We start from the raw sequence: 20,928 nt of genomic DNA on the forward strand, positions 1-20,928 counted from the left end.
AAAATTAATAATAATTGATATAACAATGATTCTTATTATCAATATTATGGCTGACCAGAGCAAGCAGTAATGTGTTGAGAAGACAACAAGTTGCGCAGAAATGCCCATCCCATCAGGAATGGGCTCGCATTCAGAAGCGGGTATCTACCGCAGAGGCGAGTTTTTCGACCAGGCGTTCGGTATCTTCCCAGCCCAGACACGGGTCAGTAATGGATTGACCGTAAGTGAGCGGCTGACTGCCGACGATTTTTTGCGTTCCTTCGCGCAGGAAACTTTCCGCCATAATTCCAGCAATCGCCGTAGAGCCATTGCGGATTTGCTGACAAATATCCTCACAAACTTCTAACTGGCGACGGTGCTGCTTCTGGCAGTTACCGTGGCTGAAATCCACCACCAGATGTTCAGGTAAATCAAACTCGTGCAGCGTATCGCAGGCTGCGGCGATATCATCGGCATGATAATTCGGTTTTTTGCCGCCACGCATAATAATGTGGCCATACGGGTTGCCGCTGGTCTGATAGATGGTCATCTGACCATTTTTGTCTGGCGAGAGGAACATATGGCTGGCGCGGGCTGCGCGGATAGCATCCACAGCAATCCGCGTATTGCCATCGGTACCATTTTTAAAACCTACCGGACAGGAGAGTGCCGAAGCCATTTCACGGTGGATCTGACTTTCGGTAGTACGTGCGCCAATCGCGCCCCAACTGATTAAATCAGCAATAAACTGACCGGTCACCATATCGAGGAACTCAGTCGCGGTTGGGACGCCCAGCTCATTTACCTGTAAAAGTAATTTGCGCGCCAGCTCCAGACCGTGATTTACCCGATAGCTGCCGTTTAAATCTGGATCGGAGATTAGTCCTTTCCAGCCGACAACAGTTCGTGGTTTTTCAAAATAGGTGCGCATTACGATTTCCAGCCGTGACTGGTACTGGTTGCGCAGCGACTGCAGACGGGTGGCGTACTCCATTGCAGCGGTGAGATCGTGGATCGAGCAGGGGCCAATAATGACCAACAGTCGCTTATCTTCACCATTGAGTATTTTTTCAATTCTGCGGCGGGAGTCGGTGACATGGGTTGCGACGCCAGGCGTTACGGGATACCGTAGCGCGAGTTCGGCGGGCGTTACCAAGCTCTCAATACGCGCAGTACGGAGTTCGTCAGTTCTGTTCATTACAAGTCTCAGAAATTTGTTGCTTCTACGGCAGGACTGCCGGGAAGTGATGCGCATCACGATAAACCAATCGCTGCTGATTTCAAGTGCGAGGTGTGTCACACCTCGCCGGGTGGTTAGCATGATAACAAAAAAATAAGCCAATGCACTAGTTCTCTAGTACATTCGGCGACTAAGGCCCATGATATCGAGGATCTTGGTGGCAATCTCTTCTACCGAATAATTGGTACTGTTAATCCACGGGATCTGATTTTTACGGTACAAGGCTTCCACTTCCGCGACTTCCATCCTGCACTGACGAAGCGAGGCATAGCGACTGTTCTCCCGACGTTCCTCGCGAATCGCCGCCAGACGTTCCGGGTCGATAGTCAGGCCGAACAATTTATGCTGAAGCGGTTTGAGCGACGCGGGTAGCACCAGATTATCCATATCGTCGGCAATAAAGGGGTAGTTTGCCGCGCGGATACCAAATTGCATTGCCAGATACAGACTGGTCGGGGTTTTACCACAGCGAGAAACACCGAGCAGGATCACCTGAGCCTGATCCAGATTGCGCAACGAAATGCCGTCATCGTGGGCGAGGGTGTAATCAATCGCCGCAATGCGCGCATCATATTTATTGAGATTATTAGGGTTAAGGCCATGGGTACGATGAGCAATCGGCGTTGGATCCAGTTTCATCTCTTGTTGTAGCGGGGCAACCAGCGCCTGAACGATATCCTGGCAAAAGCCTTCACTTTGCAAGATGATGGCGCGAATCTCCGGCAACACGATGGAGTAGAAGACCAGCGGGCGCACGCCTGTCTGGTGATAAATTGCGTCAATCTGATCCTTCACTGCCCGTGCACGGCTCTCATTTTCGACAAACGGCAGCGTGATGCTGCTGATAGTGACGGGAAATTGTGACATTACTGCGTGTCCTAATACCTCCGCAGTTATTGCCGTACCATCAGAAATATAAAAAACGTGGCGATCAACAGCATTATCCATTTTGTTCTTCCCGTGATGCAGACATAATTCTATGAAAGCATAAATTAAAAACGCACAGAAGCGTAGAACGTTATGTCTGGTTTATAAAATGAACCTTCAATTTTATTTTTTATGAAAACAGTATTTCATTTTTATGGTTTCGTTTATACCGATGGTTTATGTGGAAATTGTCGAAGAGAGCAGATTTGCGCAACGCTGGGATCAGTCTTAAAAAATAAAAAAATATATTTGCTTGAACGATTCACCGTTTTTTTCATCCGGTTAAATATGCAAAGATAAATGCGCAGAAATGTGTTTCTCAAACCGTTCATTTATCACAAAAGGATTGTTCGATGTCCAACAATGGCTCGTCACCGCTGGTGCTTTGGTATAACCAACTCGGCATGAATGATGTAGACAGGGTTGGGGGCAAAAATGCCTCCCTGGGTGAAATGATTACTAACCTTTCCGGAATGGGTGTTTCCGTTCCGAATGGTTTCGCCACAACCGCCGACGCGTTTAACCAGTTTCTGGACCAAAGCGGCGTAAACCAGCGCATTTATGAACTGCTGGATAAAACGGATATTGACGATGTTACTCAGCTTGCGAAAGCGGGCGCGCAAATCCGCCAGTGGATTATCGACACTCCCTTCCAGCCTGAGCTGGAAAACGCCATCAGCGAAGCCTATGCACAGCTTTCCGCCGATGACGAAAACGCCTCTTTTGCGGTGCGCTCCTCCGCCACCGCAGAAGATATGCCGGACGCTTCTTTTGCCGGTCAGCAGGAAACCTTCCTCAACGTTCAGGGTTTTGACGCCGTTCTCGTGGCAGTGAAACATGTATTTGCTTCTCTGTTTAACGATCGCGCCATCTCTTATCGTGTGCACCAGGGTTACGATCACCGTGGTGTGGCGCTCTCCGCCGGTGTTCAACGGATGGTGCGCTCTGACCTCGCATCATCTGGCGTGATGTTCTCCATTGATACCGAATCCGGCTTTGACCAGGTGGTGTTTATCACTTCCGCATGGGGCCTTGGTGAGATGGTCGTGCAGGGTGCGGTTAACCCGGATGAGTTTTACGTGCATAAACCGACACTGGCGGCGAATCGCCCGGCTATCGTGCGCCGCACCATGGGGTCGAAAAAAATCCGCATGGTTTACGCGCCGACCCAGGAGCACGGCAAGCAGGTTAAAATCGAAGACGTACCGCAGGAACAGCGTGACATCTTCTCGCTGACCAACGAAGAAGTGCAGGAACTGGCAAAACAGGCCGTACAAATTGAGAAACACTACGGTCGCCCGATGGATATTGAGTGGGCGAAAGATGGCCACACCGGTAAACTGTTCATTGTGCAGGCGCGTCCGGAAACCGTGCGCTCACGCGGTCAGGTCATGGAGCGTTATACGCTGCATTCACAGGGTAAGATTATCGCCGAAGGCCGTGCTATCGGTCATCGCATCGGTGCGGGTCCGGTGAAAGTCATCCATGATATCAGCGAAATGAACCGCATCGAACCTGGTGACGTGCTGGTCACTGACATGACCGACCCGGACTGGGAACCGATCATGAAGAAAGCATCTGCCATCGTCACCAACCGTGGCGGTCGTACCTGTCACGCGGCGATCATCGCTCGTGAACTGGGCATTCCGGCGGTAGTGGGCTGTGGTGATGCAACAGAACGGATGAAAGACGGTGAGAACGTCACTGTTTCTTGTGCCGAAGGTGATACCGGTTACGTCTATGCGGAGTTGCTGGAATTTAGCGTGAAAAGCTCCAGCGTAGAAACGATGCCGGATCTGCCGTTGAAAGTGATGATGAACGTCGGTAACCCGGACCGAGCTTTCGACTTCGCCTGTCTGCCGAACGAAGGCGTGGGACTTGCGCGTCTGGAATTTATCATCAACCGTATGATTGGCGTCCACCCACGCGCACTGCTTGAGTTTGACGATCAGGAACCGCAGTTGCAAAACGAAATCCGCGAGATGATGAAAGGTTTTGATTCTCCGCGTGAATTTTACGTTGGTCGTCTGACTGAAGGGATCGCGACGCTGGGTGCCGCGTTTTATCCGAAGCGCGTCATTGTCCGTCTCTCTGATTTTAAATCGAACGAATATGCCAACCTGGTCGGTGGTGAGCGTTACGAGCCAGATGAAGAGAACCCGATGCTCGGCTTCCGTGGCGCGGGACGCTATATTTCCGACAGCTTCCGCGACTGTTTCGCGCTGGAGTGCGAAGCAGTGAAACGTGTGCGCAACGACATGGGGCTGACCAACGTTGAGATCATGATCCCGTTCGTGCGAACCGTAGATCAGGCGAAAGCGGTGGTTGAGGAACTGGCGCGTCAGGGGCTGAAACGTGGTGAGAACGGGCTGAAAATCATCATGATGTGTGAAATCCCGTCCAACGCCTTGCTGGCCGAGCAGTTCCTCGAATATTTCGACGGCTTCTCAATTGGCTCAAACGACATGACGCAGCTGGCGCTCGGTCTGGATCGTGACTCCGGCGTGGTGTCTGAACTGTTCGATGAGCGCAACGATGCGGTGAAAGCACTGCTGTCGATGGCGATTCGTGCCGCGAAGAAACAGGGCAAATATGTCGGGATTTGCGGTCAGGGTCCGTCCGACCACGAAGACTTTGCCGCATGGTTGATGGAAGAGGGGATCGATAGCCTGTCTCTGAACCCGGACACCGTGGTGCAAACCTGGTTAAGCCTGGCTGAACTGAAGAAATAAAATAAATACCCGGCGGCGTTTTGTCGCCGGGTTTATGTGATCCCCGAAGATGAAACTTATTCAATCTCTTCACAGGCATCCTGAGTTAACCGCCGCATAATATCTTTTCTTAACAAAAACTTTTGTATTTTACCTGAGGCAGTGCGCGGTAGTTTTTCGATTACCACGATATGTTCAGGATATTTATATTTTGCGACCCGTTTACGGCTAAAAAAAGCCACCACCTCTTCCAGCGATAATGAATGATGCGGCGCTTTCAGCACGACATAAGCGCATGATCGTTCACCTAAACGTTCATCGGGCATTGCAACCACACAGGCATCGTGAATTTTAGGATGCTGCAATAAAATATCTTCCACTTCACGGCTGCTAATATTTTCGCCGCCGCGGACAATAATATCTTTTTTGCGTCCGGTAATTTTTATATAGCCAGCCTCATCCATGCGGCAGAGATCGCCGCTGTAATACCAGCCTTCTTCGTCCAGCGCACGGGCGGTTAATTCAGGTTCATCAAAATACCCCATAAACACATTGGGGCCACGCGAGGCTTCTTCACCTTCGCAACCTGGCGGTAAGGTCTTGCGTGCGTCATTGACCACTTTAATCTCTACACCTGCGGCAGCGTAACCATCGGTGTGCATAAAGCGCGACAAAGGATCATCGAGATTCACCACCGCATGCGGCGAACTTTCTGTGGAACCATAAACACTTAATAATTTAATGCCGAGCTGCTGACATTCACGCGCCACTTTTTTGGGGATTGTGGTACCGCCGCAAAGAAAGAAGCGCAGCGCTGAAAGGTCTGCGGGTTGTTTCTCTAGTAAATTCAAAAGATCATAGACAAACGGCGTTGCGCCTAGCATACAGGTGCAACGCTGCTGCTCAAGCAGCGCGAGACACGCATCAGGAGTGAAAATATCTAACAACACGCTGCGAGCACCAATTAAAAATGGTGCTGTTACGCCATGCAGAAATCCCGTTGCGTGACCAAGTGGCGCAGGCATCATAAATACATCCAGCCAGGTCAGATTCAGCCGCGCGCAATAAGCCCGCTCACTGGCGAGAATATTGTTATGCGTTAGCATCACGCCCTTTGGCAGACCCTCGGTTCCGGAGGTAAACAGCACCGCAGCTAATTCATCGCCGTGGGTCGTTATCGCCGTGGTCAGTGGGATATTGTCGGCGATAATCTGACTTAATGAGAGGGAAGAGGTGGCGGGAGCCAGTTTGTCCACGCCGACAATTTGTTGTAGTTGTGGAAGCTGATTTTGCAGCGGCAGGATTAAATCTACCGGACGCGTTTGTTTAAACAACGTCGGTGCAAAGAACATTTTTGCCTGACACTTATTGAGCACCCACACCAGTTCTGCTTCCCGCCAGGAAGGCAACAGCGGCACGGAAACCGCACCGGTTTTCAGGCAGGCAAGATAGATAACGGTAAATTCACACCAGCCAGGCAGTTGAAATGCGATGCGATCGCCTGATTCAATACCCTTCGCTAACATCCAGTTTGCCAGACAGCTCGCGGCGTGATCGAGCGCGCTATAGGTGTACGTTGCACCATGATTGTCGACCACGGCAATTTTGTCTGGCATCGCACGAGCGGTCTGCTGCCAGTAATCGGCCAGTGAAGCATCGCCCCATAACCCTTGCTGACGATACGCCGCACGACGTTGTTCGTTGAACGTTAATGTCACTTTCATTTTGGACTCTCGAAACAGAACATCAGGCCCGAGATGCGGGCCTGTGGGATGCATGATTAGCCGTAGCGAAAATCAATACCGAAGGTGCCTGCGGGATATTGCCACTGTTCGAGAATAGTGTTGCCGCACAGCACCCGACAGGTGCCGCACTCCAGACAACCGGCGGAATCGAAATGAATGTTGCCGGCGTCATCCTGCTTATAAAGTCCGGCAGGGCAAGCTTTCATTAAATTACGGAATTCATTGATATCGGGATTTGCCGCCAAAATGATATGCGGGTGGCCCTCATCAACATGGAATTTATTGACGCCTAATTTGATGTCGACGTTAACCGTAGCGTTCTGGCTCATAGCGCGGTTGCTCCCTTAATGCCATCTTTCAGCAAGTTCATCAGCCCAATTTTCTTCGCGTGTCCCATGATCATTTTGCGTACCGGCTGGTTTGGTTTGCCGTCAATGGTGAACATATCGTTCATGATGTCGGCGACCATGCGCGGATACTGACTAAACAGGCGCGGATTTTCCATCAGCGCCGGGATCTTGCGAAAATGCTGCATATCGCGCATAACACAACTTTGTTCCAGCTCACGTTTGTATTGCGCAAGACTGCTGGCGGAGAAATCTGCGCGTTCTTTGGCGGCGATCACCGTTGTGGCGGCAGCCTGAGCCGATGCAATGGCTAAATCCATGCCGCGGACCGTAAAACCCAAATTCAGGCAGAAGCCTGCGGCGTCACCAACGATCATCACGCCCTCGTTAACCAGTTGCGGCACCATTGCCAGACCGCCTTCCGGCACCATATGCGCGGAATATTCAAGCAGTTTGCCGCCGCTAATCAGCGGGCGAATGGCGGGGTGTTGTTTAAAATCTTCCAGCATTTGCGGCACGCTTTTTTGCGCATGGGCGATATCACCCAATCCACAAACCAGCCCCAAGGATATGGAATCCTTATTGGTATAGAGGAATCCGCCACCCATCAGGCCGTCAGAAGGGGAACCGGCAAACAGCCAGGCGGCACCTTCCTCGCCCGTAATATTAAAGCGATCGTTGATCTGTTCTGGTGTGAGGCCAATAACCTCTTTAACACCAACAGCGTAATGATGCGGATCGGAAGCGGGAACCATTCCCAGCGAGCGGCCAAGCATCGAGTTAACGCCATCAGCCAGAATCACCACATTCGCTTCGAGAATATCATCCCCAGCCTGGACGCCAGTGACCTTGTTTCCTTCACGAACCAGCGCATCGACGCGAACGCCCGGGATAAACTGTGCGCCCGCCTGCTCGGCTTGTTCCATCAACCACGGGTCCAGACGATTACGCAATACGGTATAAGATGCGTGTTGCGGAACATCTGGTTGCTCGCGGTGAAAATCGAGGGTAACGGCGCTCTCTTCGGTTAAGAAGGAGATTTTCTCGCGTGTGACCTTGCGTTCTACCGGCGCTGATGCTGCAAAGCCTGGAATGATTGCTTCAAGTGTGTGGGCATAAAGACGCCCGCCGGTCATGTTTTTACATCCGGCACTGTCGCCGCGTTCTATCACCAGGACATCCAGCCCGGCTCGCGCCATGACCAGTGCGGCAACGCTACCAGCAACGCCCGCACCGACCACAATGGCATCAAATTTGTCATCCGACATGCGTTATGCTCCCTTCCCGCTGCGTTTACAGCGGGAGATGTGGTTGAAAGGGGAATTAGCGGCTCAACTGGCTAATCAGGGCAGGGACGACTTTGTAGATATCGCCCACCAGACCGTAGTCGGCATAATTGAAGATTGGCGCATTTTTATCTTTATTGATGGCGACAATCACTTTTGCGCCGTTGCCGCCAACCATATGCTGGATCTGCCCGGAGATCCCCAGCGTCAGGTAGAGATCGGATTTCAGCAACACGCCGGAGACACCGATATAACGTTCACGCTCCATCCAGTTCTCGCCTTCGGCAATTGGACGTGAACAGCCGACTTCAGCATTCAGCACCGCCGCCAGTTCGTGGACCATTTTCAGGTCATCCTGCGCCGCCAGACCACGACCGACGCCAACCACACGTTTTGCTTTGCTCAGGTCCACGCTGCTTGCGGCTTTCGCACGGCGTTCGCGACAGAGAATTTCATGACGCGGAGCAACGTAAGGTACCGTTTCTGTCGGGCACTGATGAGAGGTATCACTGGTGCACGGTTCCTGAACACCGGGTGCAAGGGTAATGATCGCCAGCGGGCTGTTGATCTTTTCCTGAGCGAACGCTAACCCGCCATACATCCGGTGTTCGGCGCAAATGTGACCATCGACAATATCCACCGCCGTGGCATCGTTCACCAGCGCCGCATTCAGTTGCACACTTAACCGTGCTGCCAGAGCTTTACCACGTTTCGTCGCGGCCAACAGCAACATAGCGGGGTGTTTATCTTTCAGCAGGGCAGCAATGCTTTCGGCGTAATTTTCAGTGCGTTGCAGCGCGTCGTTTTGCTCAAGAACATAAATACATTTTGGACCATAAGGCATAACTGCCTGCGCCTGGTCGGTATTTTGTACAATGGCATACACCTGTTGGCCCCATTGCTGAGCGCCGCCAAACAGTTCAGCATAACGTTCAGGATTATCGCTAAAGACCCAGACGCTGTTTAATTGACTCATCGTTTCTTCTCCGTAGGCTTCAGTTCAGGGCTTTCTTCAGATGTTCCGCCAGCTCGGCAATGGCCTCCGGCGAATCGTTATCGAGAATGATGTGCTTACGTTCTGTTTGCGGCGGTACGCGAATGCCGGTCAGTTCAGCAAGTGGTGCGCTCTGGCTCCAGCCAATATCACTTGCCTGCCACTGATTTACCGGTTTTTTACCCGCGCCGAGAATGGCTTTCATCGAAGGAATGCGTGGCACGTTAATATCGGAGGTGACGCAGAGCACGGCTGGAACAGAGAGTTCAATAACTTCAACGTCATCTTCAAGCGTGCGTTCAATCACCAGTGTATTGCCCTGACGCTGAATAGCACTCACTGCATTAATCACCGGAAGTTGCAGAATTTCTCCGACCAGCAAGCCAACCTGCTGGGCATAAAGGTCGCCGGAACCTTCACCAAAGATCAGTAAATCGAAGCCGATCTTTTCAACTGCTGCCGCCAGCGCTTTTGCGGTATCGAGAGGCAGTGCATGCTCAAGTTGTGCATCCTGCACCATATACAGGCTGTGCGGCCCGCGGGATAGCACGTCTTTGCGCACTTTCGAGTTCTGCAACAATGAGCCGCCAACGGTCAGCGCGGCTATCTCATCGTCATCTGTTGCAAGCTGGCTTGCAGCTTCAATGGCATTGAGATCGAACTGGCTGATTTTGGCGTCGGCATTGTCGAAATTCAGGGTGTATTCTGGAGTGACAACAATGTCCTGTTCTTCAGGCACCAGCTTAAAGCAGGTTATTATTTTCATGATTTCTCCTGTGAGTCGCATACGGAACCATCTCCGATGGAAGGTAAAAATGGCCTGAAAATAGTGTGCGATAGCGGTGCGGGGTTTTCGACGGAGCAAGCTGTTTTCCTTGCCAACAATCTTGCAAAAAAAATGCGATCGCTAAAACAAAAGTGCAATTTGCGGCAATATAGTTATTCCATGACCGTACAATCTTGCATTCAGTGTAAATAATCTTGTTTAGCTCTCGCTAAACGCGGTTGTATAACCGCAATACACGCCGTATTTTATCCGGCATATATTGTTTTTGCTTGCTCATGGAATAGGGAGGTTGTCATGTATCAACGCTGTTTTGATAATGCCAGTGAAACGCTGTTTGTCGCTGGTAAAACGCCACGGCTTTCACGTTTTGCATTTAGCGATGATCCAAAATGGGAGTCTGGACATCACGTTCATGACAATGAAACCGAGCTGATTTACGTCAAGAAAGGGGTGGCAAGGTTTACCATCGATTCTTCGTTATATGTCGCGCATGCAGATGATATAGTGGTGATAGAACGCGGCAGGCTGCATGCGGTGGCCTCTGACGTTAACGATCCGGCAACGACGTGTACCTGTGCGCTGTACGGCTTTCAGTTTCAGGGGGCTGAGGAAAATCATCTACTGCAACCGCATTCTTGTCCGGTAATTGCCGCGGGGCAGGGAAAAGAAGTCATTAAAACCTTATTTAATGAGCTAAGTGTGATTTTGCCGCAAAGTAAAAATAGCCAAACATCTTCGTTATGGGATGCATTTGCCTATACATTAGCAATTCTTTACTACGAAAACTTTAAAAATGCTTATCGTTCGGAGCAGGGGTATATTAAAAAAGATGTTCTGATAAAAGATATTCTTTTCTATCTGAATAATAATTATCGCGAAAAAATCACTTTAGAACAGTTATCGAAAAAATTTCGTGCCAGCGTCAGTTATATTTGCCATGAATTTACCAAAGAGTATCGTATTTCCCCAATTAACTATGTTATTCAACGGCGTATGACGGAAGCGAAATGGTTACTCACTAATACTGAATTATCACAGGCAGAGATCTCCTGGCGTGTGGGTTATGAAAATGTCGATCACTTTGGCAAACTGTTTTTGCGCCATGTCGGCTGTTCACCCAGCGATTACCGCAGGCAATTTAAAAACTGTTTTGCGGAACAAGAAATCCTATCTGAATTTCCTCAACCGGTAAGTCTTGTTGGATAAATCTGGCGGCGCAGTTTGTTAAGAAGCTGCGCCGCCTGCAGATTATTTGTTCTGATAGTCTTTCAGGATCTGCCGACCTGCTACGTAAATCATAATTTCGTCTGTACCGCCGCCGATACGTTCACAACGGACATCACGCCAGAAGCGGGAGACGCGCGCTTCATCGGTATAGCCCAGACCGCCCATGATTTGAATCGCATCATCAATGACTTCCATTGCGGTACGTGCGCAATACAGTTTTGCCAGCGCCGCGCTGGTGCGCAGTGACTGATGCTGATCGGCTTGCCATGCCACTTTCAGCACCATGTTGCGCATGTTGTCAATCTTAATCGCCATCAGCGCCAGTTTTTCCTGGATCATCTGGTTATGACCAATGGGCTTACCAAAAGCGATACGTTGGTTGGCATAGCGGGCGGCATCTTCAAAGGCGCATTCGGCAAAGCCGGTGCTGCGCGCGGCGTTGATCAGGCGCTCCATCTCAAAGTTGTACATCACATTGAGGAAACCCATTCCTTCTTCGCCCACCATGTCGCTCTCTTCAACTTCCACGTTGTCGAGATAGACTTCGCAGGTGCTGAGCATATGCCAGCCGATTTTATGCAGCGGGTTAATCTTAATGCCGGGCTTACTGGAGTCGACCCACCACAGGGTGAAGGCTTTTTTGGGATCTTTCGGTTGCGGATCGCGCGCCAACACCAGCATATACGGGTACTCTTTCGCACCGGTAATAAAGGTTTTCTGTCCGTTGATGTAAACCTTGCCGTTTTTACGCGTGTAAGTGGTGGTGGCACTGTTGTTATCTGAGCCAGCACCTGGTTCCGTCAACGCCAGGACATAGGCGGGGTCGCCGGTTTCCAGGGTGCTTTCTGCCGTTTTACGTAGCTGCTCTGCAGAACCGAAACGGCGCATACTGTGAATACATTGACCGTTGGTAATTAAAAATGCCGGAGCACCGCATTTTGACACTTCCATCAGCGCCAGCATTTGGGTGACGTAATCCGCAGGGATACCACCAAATTCTTCCGGCACGCCAAGCATGGAAATACCGTTATCCGCCAGCGCCCGCATAAACTCACGCGGATATGTCCCGTTTTGATCGCAGGTGCGGAAATACTCTTCCGGAAAGTTAGTCGTAATCAGTTCGCGAATACTGGCCAGCAGCAGTTCTTGTTCTTCAGTTAAAGAAAAATCCATCATTATACTCCTGTTAATGAGCCGCTTCAGGCAGGACAAAACCCATCGCCGCATCGATAAATAATCTTTCGTCCATCAGTTTGAGTTCTGGCGAAATCACTGGGGTGAAATCCATTTTGTCGAGAATATCTTTTTGTAAATCGACGCCAGGGGCGATTTCGATTAAATGCAGGCCGTCTTCTTTCAGCGTGAATACTGCGCGCTCAGTGATATAACGAACATCCAGCCCTCGCTCGAGAGCGATTTTTCCGCTGAAAGTAATTTCCGGTAGTTCCCGAATAAATTTCTTCACCCGTCCTTCCTGGACGATATTTAATTTGCCGTCGGTAATTTCTGTTTTTAAACTGCCCGCAGTTAATGTGCCGCAGAAAATGATTTTCTTCGAAGTGGCACTGATATCAATAAATCCACCGGTGCCCATGATTTTACCATTGAATTTATGCACGCCGACGTTACCGTGCTGGTCGACTTCAGCAAAACTCAAATAACAAACATCCAGACCGCCACCGTGATAAAAATCAAACTGGGACGTCATATCCAGAATGGCACGGGTATTCACGTTCGCGCCAAAGGCGATCCCCTGTGAAGTAATTCCGCCAATCGGACCTGTTTCTACCGTTAGAATAAAGTCATCAGCACAACCTTCTTCTCGGGCGACCAGGCCAATGCCGTCAGCAATACCGACGCCGACATTCCCCACCGCGCCTTTACGCATTTCGAATAATGCGCGCCGCGCAACTAATTTACGTTGGTTTAGGGGCAGGCTAAGTTTGGTACTGTCATCAAGGGTGAAGTCACCAGAAATAAAGCGGTTAACCGGTGCACCGCCATACAGTTGGGTTTGATCCGGATCGACCACCACAATATCCACCAGATAACCCGGAATACGGACAGATTTAGGATGCAGCGTGGCTTTCTTAACCATTTTCTGCACCTGCATCATCACAATACCGCCGTTATTGTGCACCGCCTGGGCAATAACCAATGCGTCGAGATACATCACCTCATCTTCAAAAGTGGCGTAGCCTTCGCTGTCGCAGGTGGTAGCGCGAATGAAGGCGATATCTGGCGCAATCGCTTTGTAATAGAGATATTCTTTGTTATCAAACTCGACCAGTTTAATCAGGTCTTCTTTAGTGACTTCATTCAGTTTGCCGCCTTGCTGGCGTGGATCGACAAATGTCCCGATGCCAATATCACTAATAATACCAGGCTGGTGGGCTGCGGCGGCGCGTAAGGTTTGTGTAAGTACACCTTGTGGATAGTTATAAGCAATAATTTTATTTTGTTCTGCGAGATCAGAAATACGCGGCGATTGTCCCCAGTGACCGCATAATGCCCATTTCAGCAGACCTTCTTGCGCCAGCGGACTAATACCGCGGTCGGCGCGATCGCCAAGCCCTGTTGGACTAATAATCGATAAATTACGTGGCGTTTGAGTCTGTTTATATTTATCAGCAAGAGCAGTAATTAACGTGGTGGCTTCCAGAATACCGCCGCCAGCGCCTAACACACAAAGTGTTGCTTCGTCGGGAATATAATTCACCGCTTCCTGTGCCGACAGGACCGGCACTCGTCCATTAATACGAGGTGGTTTTACAGGTTTCATTGTTAATTCCTGATTCAGGTGTGATTTTCCCTACGCCAGATGGATAATTAGCGCACAGAGACTCACGAAATATTTTTATTAAATACGGTTGAATATATTTTTTTAGTTCGGCGGGGGAGGATATTCCCGCCGAAATATTATTGCTTATGCCTGATGTAAAATAGTTAATACTGTGCGTAAATCAGTTACCGAGATTTGCCCTGGCGCAGAGGCTTTTTTTACCGCACCAAAAGTTGCCGCCGACCCAAATACTTCACCAGCCAGACGAGAAATTACGCCAGTTTTTGCCATCGACATCGTGATGATTGGACGATCGGCATACTGCTCCTGCATCTCCAGGGTCGCGGCAAGCAACGTTAGCACATCGCTGGTACTTTGCGGCATCAGCGCAATCTTAGGAATATCGGCGTCGAAGGATTGCATTTTGCGCAGACGGGCAATGATTTCTTCGGCTTCCGGCGTTTTATGGAAGTCATGGTTGGACATGACAACTTTCACATCATGCGCGTGGGCGTAGGCGACGGTTTCTTTAACCTGATCATCGCCGGTAAATAACTCCAGATCGATCATATCAACCAGGCCGCTGTCGATGGCTGCACGATTGAGAGCAATATAAGCCTCGGTGGAAATCGCCTGCTCGCCGCCTTCTTTGGCACTGCGGAAGGTAAACAGCAGCGGTTTTTCTGGCATGGTTTCACGGAGAATTTTTGCCGCCGCCATGACAGACTCCACATTGGAGAGGTCGGCAAAGTGGTCCACACGCCATTCCAGAATATCAAAGTCCGCTTCACGATAGGCGAGAGCTTCGGATTTCACGCGGGCGATATCTTTCGCCATCAGCGAGACGATGATTTTAGGTGCGCCCGCACCAATGACGAGATCTTTTACAGTTACGGTTTTCATTTTTTACCCTTTCTGCACGCGGTCAGCCTGTCAGGCACCGAACCCCATGACCTGTTTAACATATTCCAGAGGGAAATCTTTGCCAGTCCATAACGTGAACTGTTCAGCCCCTTGCCACAACAACATGCCGTATCCATCAATCGTTTTGCAACCAGCTTGTTGCGCCTGCTGCAATAACTTCGTCATATGCGGGTTATACACGCATTCAGTGACCAGCAGTCCCGGATGTAACAGACTGATATCATTAACCAATGATTCATTCTCAAGGGGTTTCATACCCACTTTTGTGCCATTGGTTAAAATGTCGGCGGAAGCCAGGGCTTCAGCAAAGGCTTGCTGATCGGCGAGATCGGTAACCGTGACGACACAATCGGTGTTTTCGTTAACCCGCTGCGCGAAGGCGAGGGCTTTATCGAAGAACTCATCCCGACGGTTAAAGAGTTTAATTTCTTTTAAACCTTCAATTGCCCCCTGCGCGCCAATCGCCGTTGAGGCACCTCCGGCCCCTAACAGCACCATTGTTTTGCCTTTGATATCAAAACCGCTCTCTTTAATGGCTCGAATATGGCCCGTGCCGTCGGTGTTATAGCCGCGCAGGTAGCCATCATCATTAACGATGGTGTTGATGGCACCCACCAGTTTGGCTGCTGGCGTTAATTCATCAACATATTCACACGCCAGTTGTTTGTTCGGCATTGATACACCAGTTCCGCGCATTTTTAGAGCTTTTAATCCTTCAATTGCTCCGGGAAAGCTATCGTTATCCACTTCGAAGGCCATATAGGTAAATGGCAATCCCGCTTTTTCTAAGGCTTTATTCTGCATTTCAGGCGATAAACTGTGGCGGATAGGATAAGCCATCAACCCAATCAATTCGTATTTTGCGGTAACATCCATAATTAACTCCTTTAACCTCTATGCTTAATTGTGTTTAACCGGGTGCTAAATTTGCGCTCGCCAAACCGCACATCATTCTCAGGAATAATAAAAACGCGGTAATAGCGGATAAAAACAATAATTGCGGTAATCAGGGCCAGCAGCGCGAAAGTAAAATCGAGAACAATGATATATTGCAGGCCGATGTTCGACAGATAACCGGTAATCAGCGGAATAACAAAGTTAGCCAGTCCACCCATCATCATATAAATACTGGTGACTTTGGCTTTGCTTTTTGGGAAAAACTCTGACATGACCGAAACACCGAGCTGTAAAATGCCGCCAGCTGCTGAGAAACCGATAACAAAGGCGCCGGCATTACACACCAGTGGAGAAGGGTACAGGTAGATAATGGCTGCTGTTATTGTTGCCAGTGCAGAGTTAAATACATTAGCCCAGATGGGCCGGACCATTTTTTTCAGTAGTGCGGCAAAAATAAAGACACAGACCAACGAGCCCATACTGTAATAAGAGATGGTTTTTAATGCCTCAGCTTCTGACATACCAGCAAAAGCCATCGCATATTTGGGCATCCACACCACAATCACATAAAAGGTCGAGAATGCGGCTACACCGAACAGTACCGATGAAACACCTTCCAGCCAGACTAACGGTTTGCTGTTCATTTGCGGTAATTCATTAGTTACGCTGGCGTCCACCAACTGGCTGGGGAATTTGCTTTTCAACAGCATCAGCGTGATCAGTACAAATAGAATACCCGGAATAATCAGCCCATAGCCGTACCAGATATTATTGAGCAACATATAGCTCACCAGCATTGGGTAGAACATTTGCCCAAATGACACCATCGCTTTAACCAGTATGACCGCCGAACCAGAGGCTTTCGGAAAGCATTCCATGAGCGCGGGGTAGCCACCCGTATCCAGCGCTGAGTTAGCGATACCTACGCACACTGCCAGACCGTAGGCGAGAGTTAAATTCGGGCAAGCGGGAATACCAAAGAAGAATAGCAGATACATTATTACTGCCATTAATATCACCGCCCGACGACCAAACTTATCGGAGATCACACCGAAGAATAAAATACTGATCAATCGCCCCAAACCGATACCGGAAATTAAGTAGGCAATGCCCGCGTTGTCAGTGGAAAACTTTTCCGCCAGAGATGACATATTTTGGGCAAGCGTAATAACACTAATGCCGTGCAGGAAGTAGCTGAAGTAAATACAAAGAACAGCCAGGATAAATGGCGTGCTGAAAGCCTTATTTTGAGACATTTTCACAGCTCCTTGCTGAAAGATAATTTCGTTACCGTACGTATTGTTCTCCGACGGTTTACATAATTACTATACTGAAGATGATTTTCCCTGGGTACATGGCATAAAGTTTATGTTTCCAGGAATATTGCATGTCATAGTTTGTTTTTGATCGCGATTTTCCTTAGTTAGCGCAGAAAGAGTTATTTATCCGTAAGATCTTGCATGACCTGAAAAGAATATTGCATTACCCACCCGGAGCGACATTTTCCTTTAGCGAGTGATGCCGCGTTTTTTTGCGGCTGCGTAAGCCGATAAACAGTGCCAGTAAAAAACCGATGGCAGCGATGGCGGTATCGAACCACATAATATCGGCAATACTTCTTTGGGACAGATGAGCCGTAATCAACGGAATAGTAAAGGTCGCAATACTGCCCGCACTGTAATAGATCCCTGTAGCTTTACCTTTAGCGTAAGGGAAACGTTCAGCCATTAACGTCAGGCCAATTTGCACAACACCTCCAGCAGAGGTAAAACCAACGACAAAAGCAAATATTATCACCACATAAAATGTGGGATGCAGGCAGACGGTAAACAGAGCAATAAATGAGATAAAGGTGTACAGCATCAGTAATGTTGTTGGGCGAACGGTATTACGAATGAGTGGAGCGGTAATAAATACACAAAGCAGCGAACCCACGGTGTAGATACTGAGTAGTTTGATCGACATAGTGTATGACATGCCTGCAACAAATTGTCCGTACTGTGCCAGCCACTGGCTAACCAGATAAAACGTTGCCATTGAGATATAGCCATATAAGGTATAACTGGCTAAATCGATAATTGAACAGCGATGTTCCGTAGAGCTGGTGGTTTTCTTTATGACAGGTAAGCGACGACCCGGATGGGGTGGGAACGTACAACGGTATAAAAACAGAGCGTTAATAAACATAATGCCTGCAGCAATCATAAAGGACCAACCGAACCACAGTTCAGCCCACACTAACAGGCTAATGATTAGCGGTAATAAAAATTGTCCGCTGGAAACAAATGCTTTAATTAAAATATTGGCTGTCCCAGGTGAGCGTGGAAAAGCTTCCATCAAACTGGGATAAGTGCCTGCATCGAGAAAACTGTTTGCCATTCCCGCCAGAAAGCCAAAAACATAAGCGATAATGATGTTATTGGTCTGCAGGATGCCAAAAAAGAAGGCCATATAGCAGCACATCCCGAGCATGATAAAAGGGCGGCGACCAAAGCGATCGGATAATAATCCTGCAAAAAGCAAGACACTTAATCGACCAATGCCCAGCGATGAGATAACTATCGAGACGCCCGCGGCATTAGTCTGCCAAAGCGTCTCCAGCGAGGCCATATTCAGGCTCATCAAAATGACGCCCATACCATGCACCAGGTAATTAAAATACAACCCAAGTGCGGTAGGGTAATAGGGATTTTTCATAGGTTCTACTTAGCAAAGGTGCTTTAAAAAGTGTAGCGATGTTGTGTCAGTATCCATTCATTATTGTTGTAACAACGACAATTCCTTTCTGTGGAAAAATTAACAAAGCCGCTCCAGATCGTGTGCATATAATTCAGCGGCTACCGATTGATAGATCTTCCAGTCAATAAAATTGCCATCAGGGTAGACACGTTGAAACGCGGTTAAGTCGGGGAAAAAACGCATGGTGTTGTTGCCGATGCGGTTATTTATTTTCTCTATGATGGCATGAAGATGTTTTTTTCGTTGCTGTCGCATAGCCAACAGTTGCTCGACCACACGATCAGGAATGGCGCATTTGCCATTTTCCCACTGACGCCAGCTTTCATTGTCACCTGTCTGGGCAATCCAGGTCGCGCATTCATCAATAGTCATAGCAAAAATATGGCGGAGTGCCTGGAGTTCATAAGCGTTCATCGTGTAATGGCTGCATGAAATAAACAATAAAATATAAATAACATTATCAGCCTGCTGACGGCTTGAAGAGAGTCACAGTATCTTGTGCAACATTATTGGAAAGAGTGAGGGGCGAGGTAGCGAAGCGGAAAAATGTTAAAAAAAAGCCCATCGTGGGAGATGGGCAAAGACTACACACAGCAATTCGTTGTTTCACTCAGGGGATTTCCATGCTTATAAATCAATATGTTGATTTATAACCGTGAGCTAATAGTAGGCATACGGACTTTTTGCGTCGATCAGATTCGTCTCATTAGTTTAAAAACTGTAAAGAATTTGCGACAGGTACTACCAGCTGAATGGCGGTAAGCAGGAAAATATGGGGAAGAGCAAGCAAATATCAATTAGCGGTGGTTAACAATCAGGCGGCAGAGCCGCCTGATGAGAAATTACTTATTCGGTTTCTGGATTTCGCCAAGTTCTTCGAGAATTTCTTCCGGTTGATCCGTCGGCGGTGGGACCTCTTCCACCCACGCGGCAAACAGACGCCAGGAAACGGCTAACAGAACCGGACCAATAAACAGACCGATCATCCCGAAAGCAATCAAACCACCAATAACGCCAGAGAGGATCAGGATCAGCGGTAAATCGGCACCCATGCGAATTAACATTGGGCGGATGACGTTATCCAGCGTGCCAACCACACCGCTCCACACTAACAATACCGTTCCCCAGGTGGTATCGCCAGTCCAGTAGAGCCAGATAATCGCCGGAATCAGTACCGGCAACGGGCCAAGCTGGACAAGGCAGGAAAGGATCATTAACACCGTTAGCAAAGTTGCATAAGGTACGCCGGATACGGCGAGGCCGATACCGCCAAGCACTGCCTGTACTAACGCCGTCACCACCACACCCAGCGCCACCGCGCGGATAGCCTGTGCCGCCAGCAGTACGGCGGCATCTCCGCGAACGCCTGCCAGACGGGTCGCAAAATGGCGAATGCCTTGTGCCACCTGTTCACCGCGCCAGTACAGCAGGGCACTGAAGAGAAGCATCAGCGCACAATGCACCATAAAGCGCCCGATATGCGCCGCTTGCCCAACGAACCAGGTAGTGGTGGTGCCAATATAAGGGCGGACTTTCGCCATGATCGCCGTCCCCCCCATATCCAGCAAGTTGTGCCAGCCTGCATACAGCTTCGCGCCAATCACCGGAATGGTATTAAGCCACGCCAGATCGGGTAACGTCATGTCACCGCTGGAAATGGCTTTAATTAGCGGGCCGCTGCCGTCGACGATACTGTTAACCAGCAAAGCAATAGGGATGATAAACACCATCACTAATAACAGCGTCATCACCAGAACGGCGAGAGAGCGGCGGCCAAACATGATCTTTTGCAAACGTAACAATACCGGCCAGGTGGCGATAACCACCGTACCGGCCCATGCAAAGCCGAGAATAAAGGGTTGAACAATCCACAGACATGCCACAATCATGATGGCTAAAAACAGCACCGAAAGCAGAATTTGTGCGACATCCCTGGGCTGACGAACATTTACCATAACTACTTTTCACCTTTTTTGTGCGTCAAATCGTCGACGCGACGTGAACACGCGAAACTCACCTGCATAATGATGAGCAATTTCAGCGGTTTTTAACAGGCCGATTCTGCCCTTAATTCTGATGGGCGTGTTAGAAAAAAATGTGGTACAACAACTCAGGCAACACGCAAACGATTTACTCGTCGTATTTCAAGTTGCATATGCTGCGGCTACGTTCGTTCACCCCAGTTACTTACTGTTGTAAGCTCCTGGAGTTCACTCGCTTGCCGCCTTCCTGCAACTCGAAATCCATAGAGTAAATAAACATCACTTTTCTGTGCGCTATTGCAGCCGCCTGAAAGAACAGTGTATCGACCTACATCACAGACCGCAGGAAAGGGTCAATATA

The 20,928-nt window shown here is 49.2% G+C and carries 17 protein-coding genes and 1 other RNA gene; 2 read left to right on the forward strand and 16 right to left on the reverse strand.

The window, feature by feature from the left end:
• Positions 1-130: 130 nt before the first annotated feature.
• Both aroH and ppsR read right to left on the reverse strand, forming a co-directional pair.
• Positions 131-1,177 (reverse strand): 3-deoxy-7-phosphoheptulonate synthase AroH, encoded by a 1,047-nt coding sequence (gene aroH, locus AB4H76_RS10945; protein WP_001082229.1) that lies wholly within the window; start codon positions 1,175-1,177, stop codon positions 131-133.
• Positions 1,178-1,333: 156 nt separating this feature from the next.
• Positions 1,334-2,167, reverse strand: a complete 834-nt coding sequence (ppsR, locus tag AB4H76_RS10950; RefSeq protein ID WP_000368046.1) for a posphoenolpyruvate synthetase regulatory kinase/phosphorylase PpsR — start codon at positions 2,165-2,167, stop codon at positions 1,334-1,336.
• Between the two features lie 332 nt (positions 2,168-2,499).
• Here ppsR and ppsA point away from each other — a divergent pair, with 332 nt between their 5' ends.
• Positions 2,500-4,878, forward strand: a complete 2,379-nt coding sequence (gene ppsA / locus AB4H76_RS10955) for a phosphoenolpyruvate synthase (protein WP_000069410.1) — start codon at positions 2,500-2,502, stop codon at positions 4,876-4,878.
• A gap of 56 nt (positions 4,879-4,934) precedes the next feature.
• Here ppsA and fadK read toward each other — a convergent pair whose 3' ends face one another.
• From fadK to AB4H76_RS10980, 5 genes are read right to left on the reverse strand one after another with little or no spacing between them, the layout of a single operon-like run.
• Positions 4,935-6,581: a medium-chain fatty-acid--CoA ligase gene (fadK, locus tag AB4H76_RS10960; protein WP_085452709.1), complete on the reverse strand. Its 1,647-nt coding sequence runs from the start codon at positions 6,579-6,581 to the stop codon at positions 4,935-4,937.
• A gap of 56 nt (positions 6,582-6,637) precedes the next feature.
• Positions 6,638-6,931 (reverse strand): ferredoxin family protein, encoded by a 294-nt coding sequence (locus tag AB4H76_RS10965; RefSeq protein ID WP_000081078.1) that lies wholly within the window; start codon positions 6,929-6,931, stop codon positions 6,638-6,640.
• Positions 6,928-8,217 carry an FAD-dependent oxidoreductase gene (locus tag AB4H76_RS10970; RefSeq protein WP_077492623.1) on the reverse strand — a complete coding sequence of 430 codons (1,290 nt, stop codon included), beginning with the start codon at positions 8,215-8,217 and terminating at the stop codon, positions 6,928-6,930. The genes AB4H76_RS10965 and AB4H76_RS10970 overlap by 4 nt, the downstream gene beginning before the upstream one ends.
• A gap of 55 nt (positions 8,218-8,272) precedes the next feature.
• Entirely contained in the window at positions 8,273-9,211 is a 939-nt protein-coding gene (locus AB4H76_RS10975) for an electron transfer flavoprotein subunit alpha (RefSeq protein ID WP_000080700.1), read from the reverse strand.
• Positions 9,212-9,230: 19 nt separating this feature from the next.
• Entirely contained in the window at positions 9,231-9,995 is a 765-nt protein-coding gene (locus AB4H76_RS10980) for an electron transfer flavoprotein (RefSeq protein ID WP_000692154.1), read from the reverse strand.
• Positions 9,996-10,310: 315 nt separating this feature from the next.
• Here AB4H76_RS10980 and AB4H76_RS10985 point away from each other — a divergent pair, with 315 nt between their 5' ends.
• On the forward strand, positions 10,311-11,222 hold the full coding sequence (locus AB4H76_RS10985) for an AraC family transcriptional regulator (protein WP_000284783.1): 912 nt from the start codon (positions 10,311-10,313) through the stop codon (positions 11,220-11,222).
• A gap of 42 nt (positions 11,223-11,264) precedes the next feature.
• Here the strand turns inward: AB4H76_RS10985 and AB4H76_RS10990 are convergent, their stop codons facing one another.
• The 9 genes from AB4H76_RS10990 to ydiK all read right to left on the reverse strand — a co-directional run bounded on the left by AB4H76_RS10990 (position 11,265) and on the right by ydiK (position 20,540).
• Positions 11,265-12,416: an acyl-CoA dehydrogenase gene (locus AB4H76_RS10990; RefSeq protein ID WP_077492621.1), complete on the reverse strand. Its 1,152-nt coding sequence runs from the start codon at positions 12,414-12,416 to the stop codon at positions 11,265-11,267.
• A 13-nt stretch (positions 12,417-12,429) separates the two neighbouring features.
• Positions 12,430-14,025, reverse strand: coding sequence for an acyl CoA:acetate/3-ketoacid CoA transferase (locus AB4H76_RS10995; RefSeq protein WP_000805640.1), 1,596 nt, complete (start codon positions 14,023-14,025; stop codon positions 12,430-12,432).
• 144 nt (positions 14,026-14,169) lie between these two features.
• On the reverse strand, positions 14,170-14,928 hold the full coding sequence (gene aroD, locus AB4H76_RS11000; protein WP_000860163.1) for a type I 3-dehydroquinate dehydratase: 759 nt from the start codon (positions 14,926-14,928) through the stop codon (positions 14,170-14,172).
• Between the two features lie 30 nt (positions 14,929-14,958).
• Entirely contained in the window at positions 14,959-15,825 is an 867-nt protein-coding gene (gene ydiB / locus AB4H76_RS11005) for a quinate/shikimate dehydrogenase (protein WP_000383469.1), read from the reverse strand.
• An 11-nt stretch (positions 15,826-15,836) separates the two neighbouring features.
• A complete protein-coding gene (locus AB4H76_RS11010) occupies positions 15,837-17,102 on the reverse strand; it encodes an MFS transporter (RefSeq protein WP_001301286.1) in 1,266 nt (421 codons plus the stop codon).
• Positions 17,103-17,328: 226 nt separating this feature from the next.
• The gene (locus AB4H76_RS11015; protein WP_077492619.1) at positions 17,329-18,543 is read right to left on the reverse strand and encodes an MFS transporter; all 1,215 of its coding nucleotides are present in this window, start codon (positions 18,541-18,543) and stop codon (positions 17,329-17,331) included.
• Between the two features lie 99 nt (positions 18,544-18,642).
• On the reverse strand, positions 18,643-18,999 hold the full coding sequence (locus tag AB4H76_RS11020) for a YdiL family protein (protein ID WP_001295404.1): 357 nt from the start codon (positions 18,997-18,999) through the stop codon (positions 18,643-18,645).
• Between the two features lie 135 nt (positions 19,000-19,134).
• An RNA gene (gene rprA / locus AB4H76_RS11025) (antisense sRNA RprA) lies at positions 19,135-19,242 on the reverse strand.
• 185 nt (positions 19,243-19,427) lie between these two features.
• Positions 19,428-20,540 (reverse strand): AI-2E family transporter YdiK, encoded by a 1,113-nt coding sequence (ydiK, locus tag AB4H76_RS11030; RefSeq protein ID WP_000248639.1) that lies wholly within the window; start codon positions 20,538-20,540, stop codon positions 19,428-19,430.
• Positions 20,541-20,928 lie beyond the last annotated feature (388 nt).

This window comes from Escherichia sp. UTM R2, assembly GCF_048593455.1.
GTDB classification, from domain to species: domain Bacteria; phylum Pseudomonadota; class Gammaproteobacteria; order Enterobacterales; family Enterobacteriaceae; genus Escherichia; species Escherichia coli.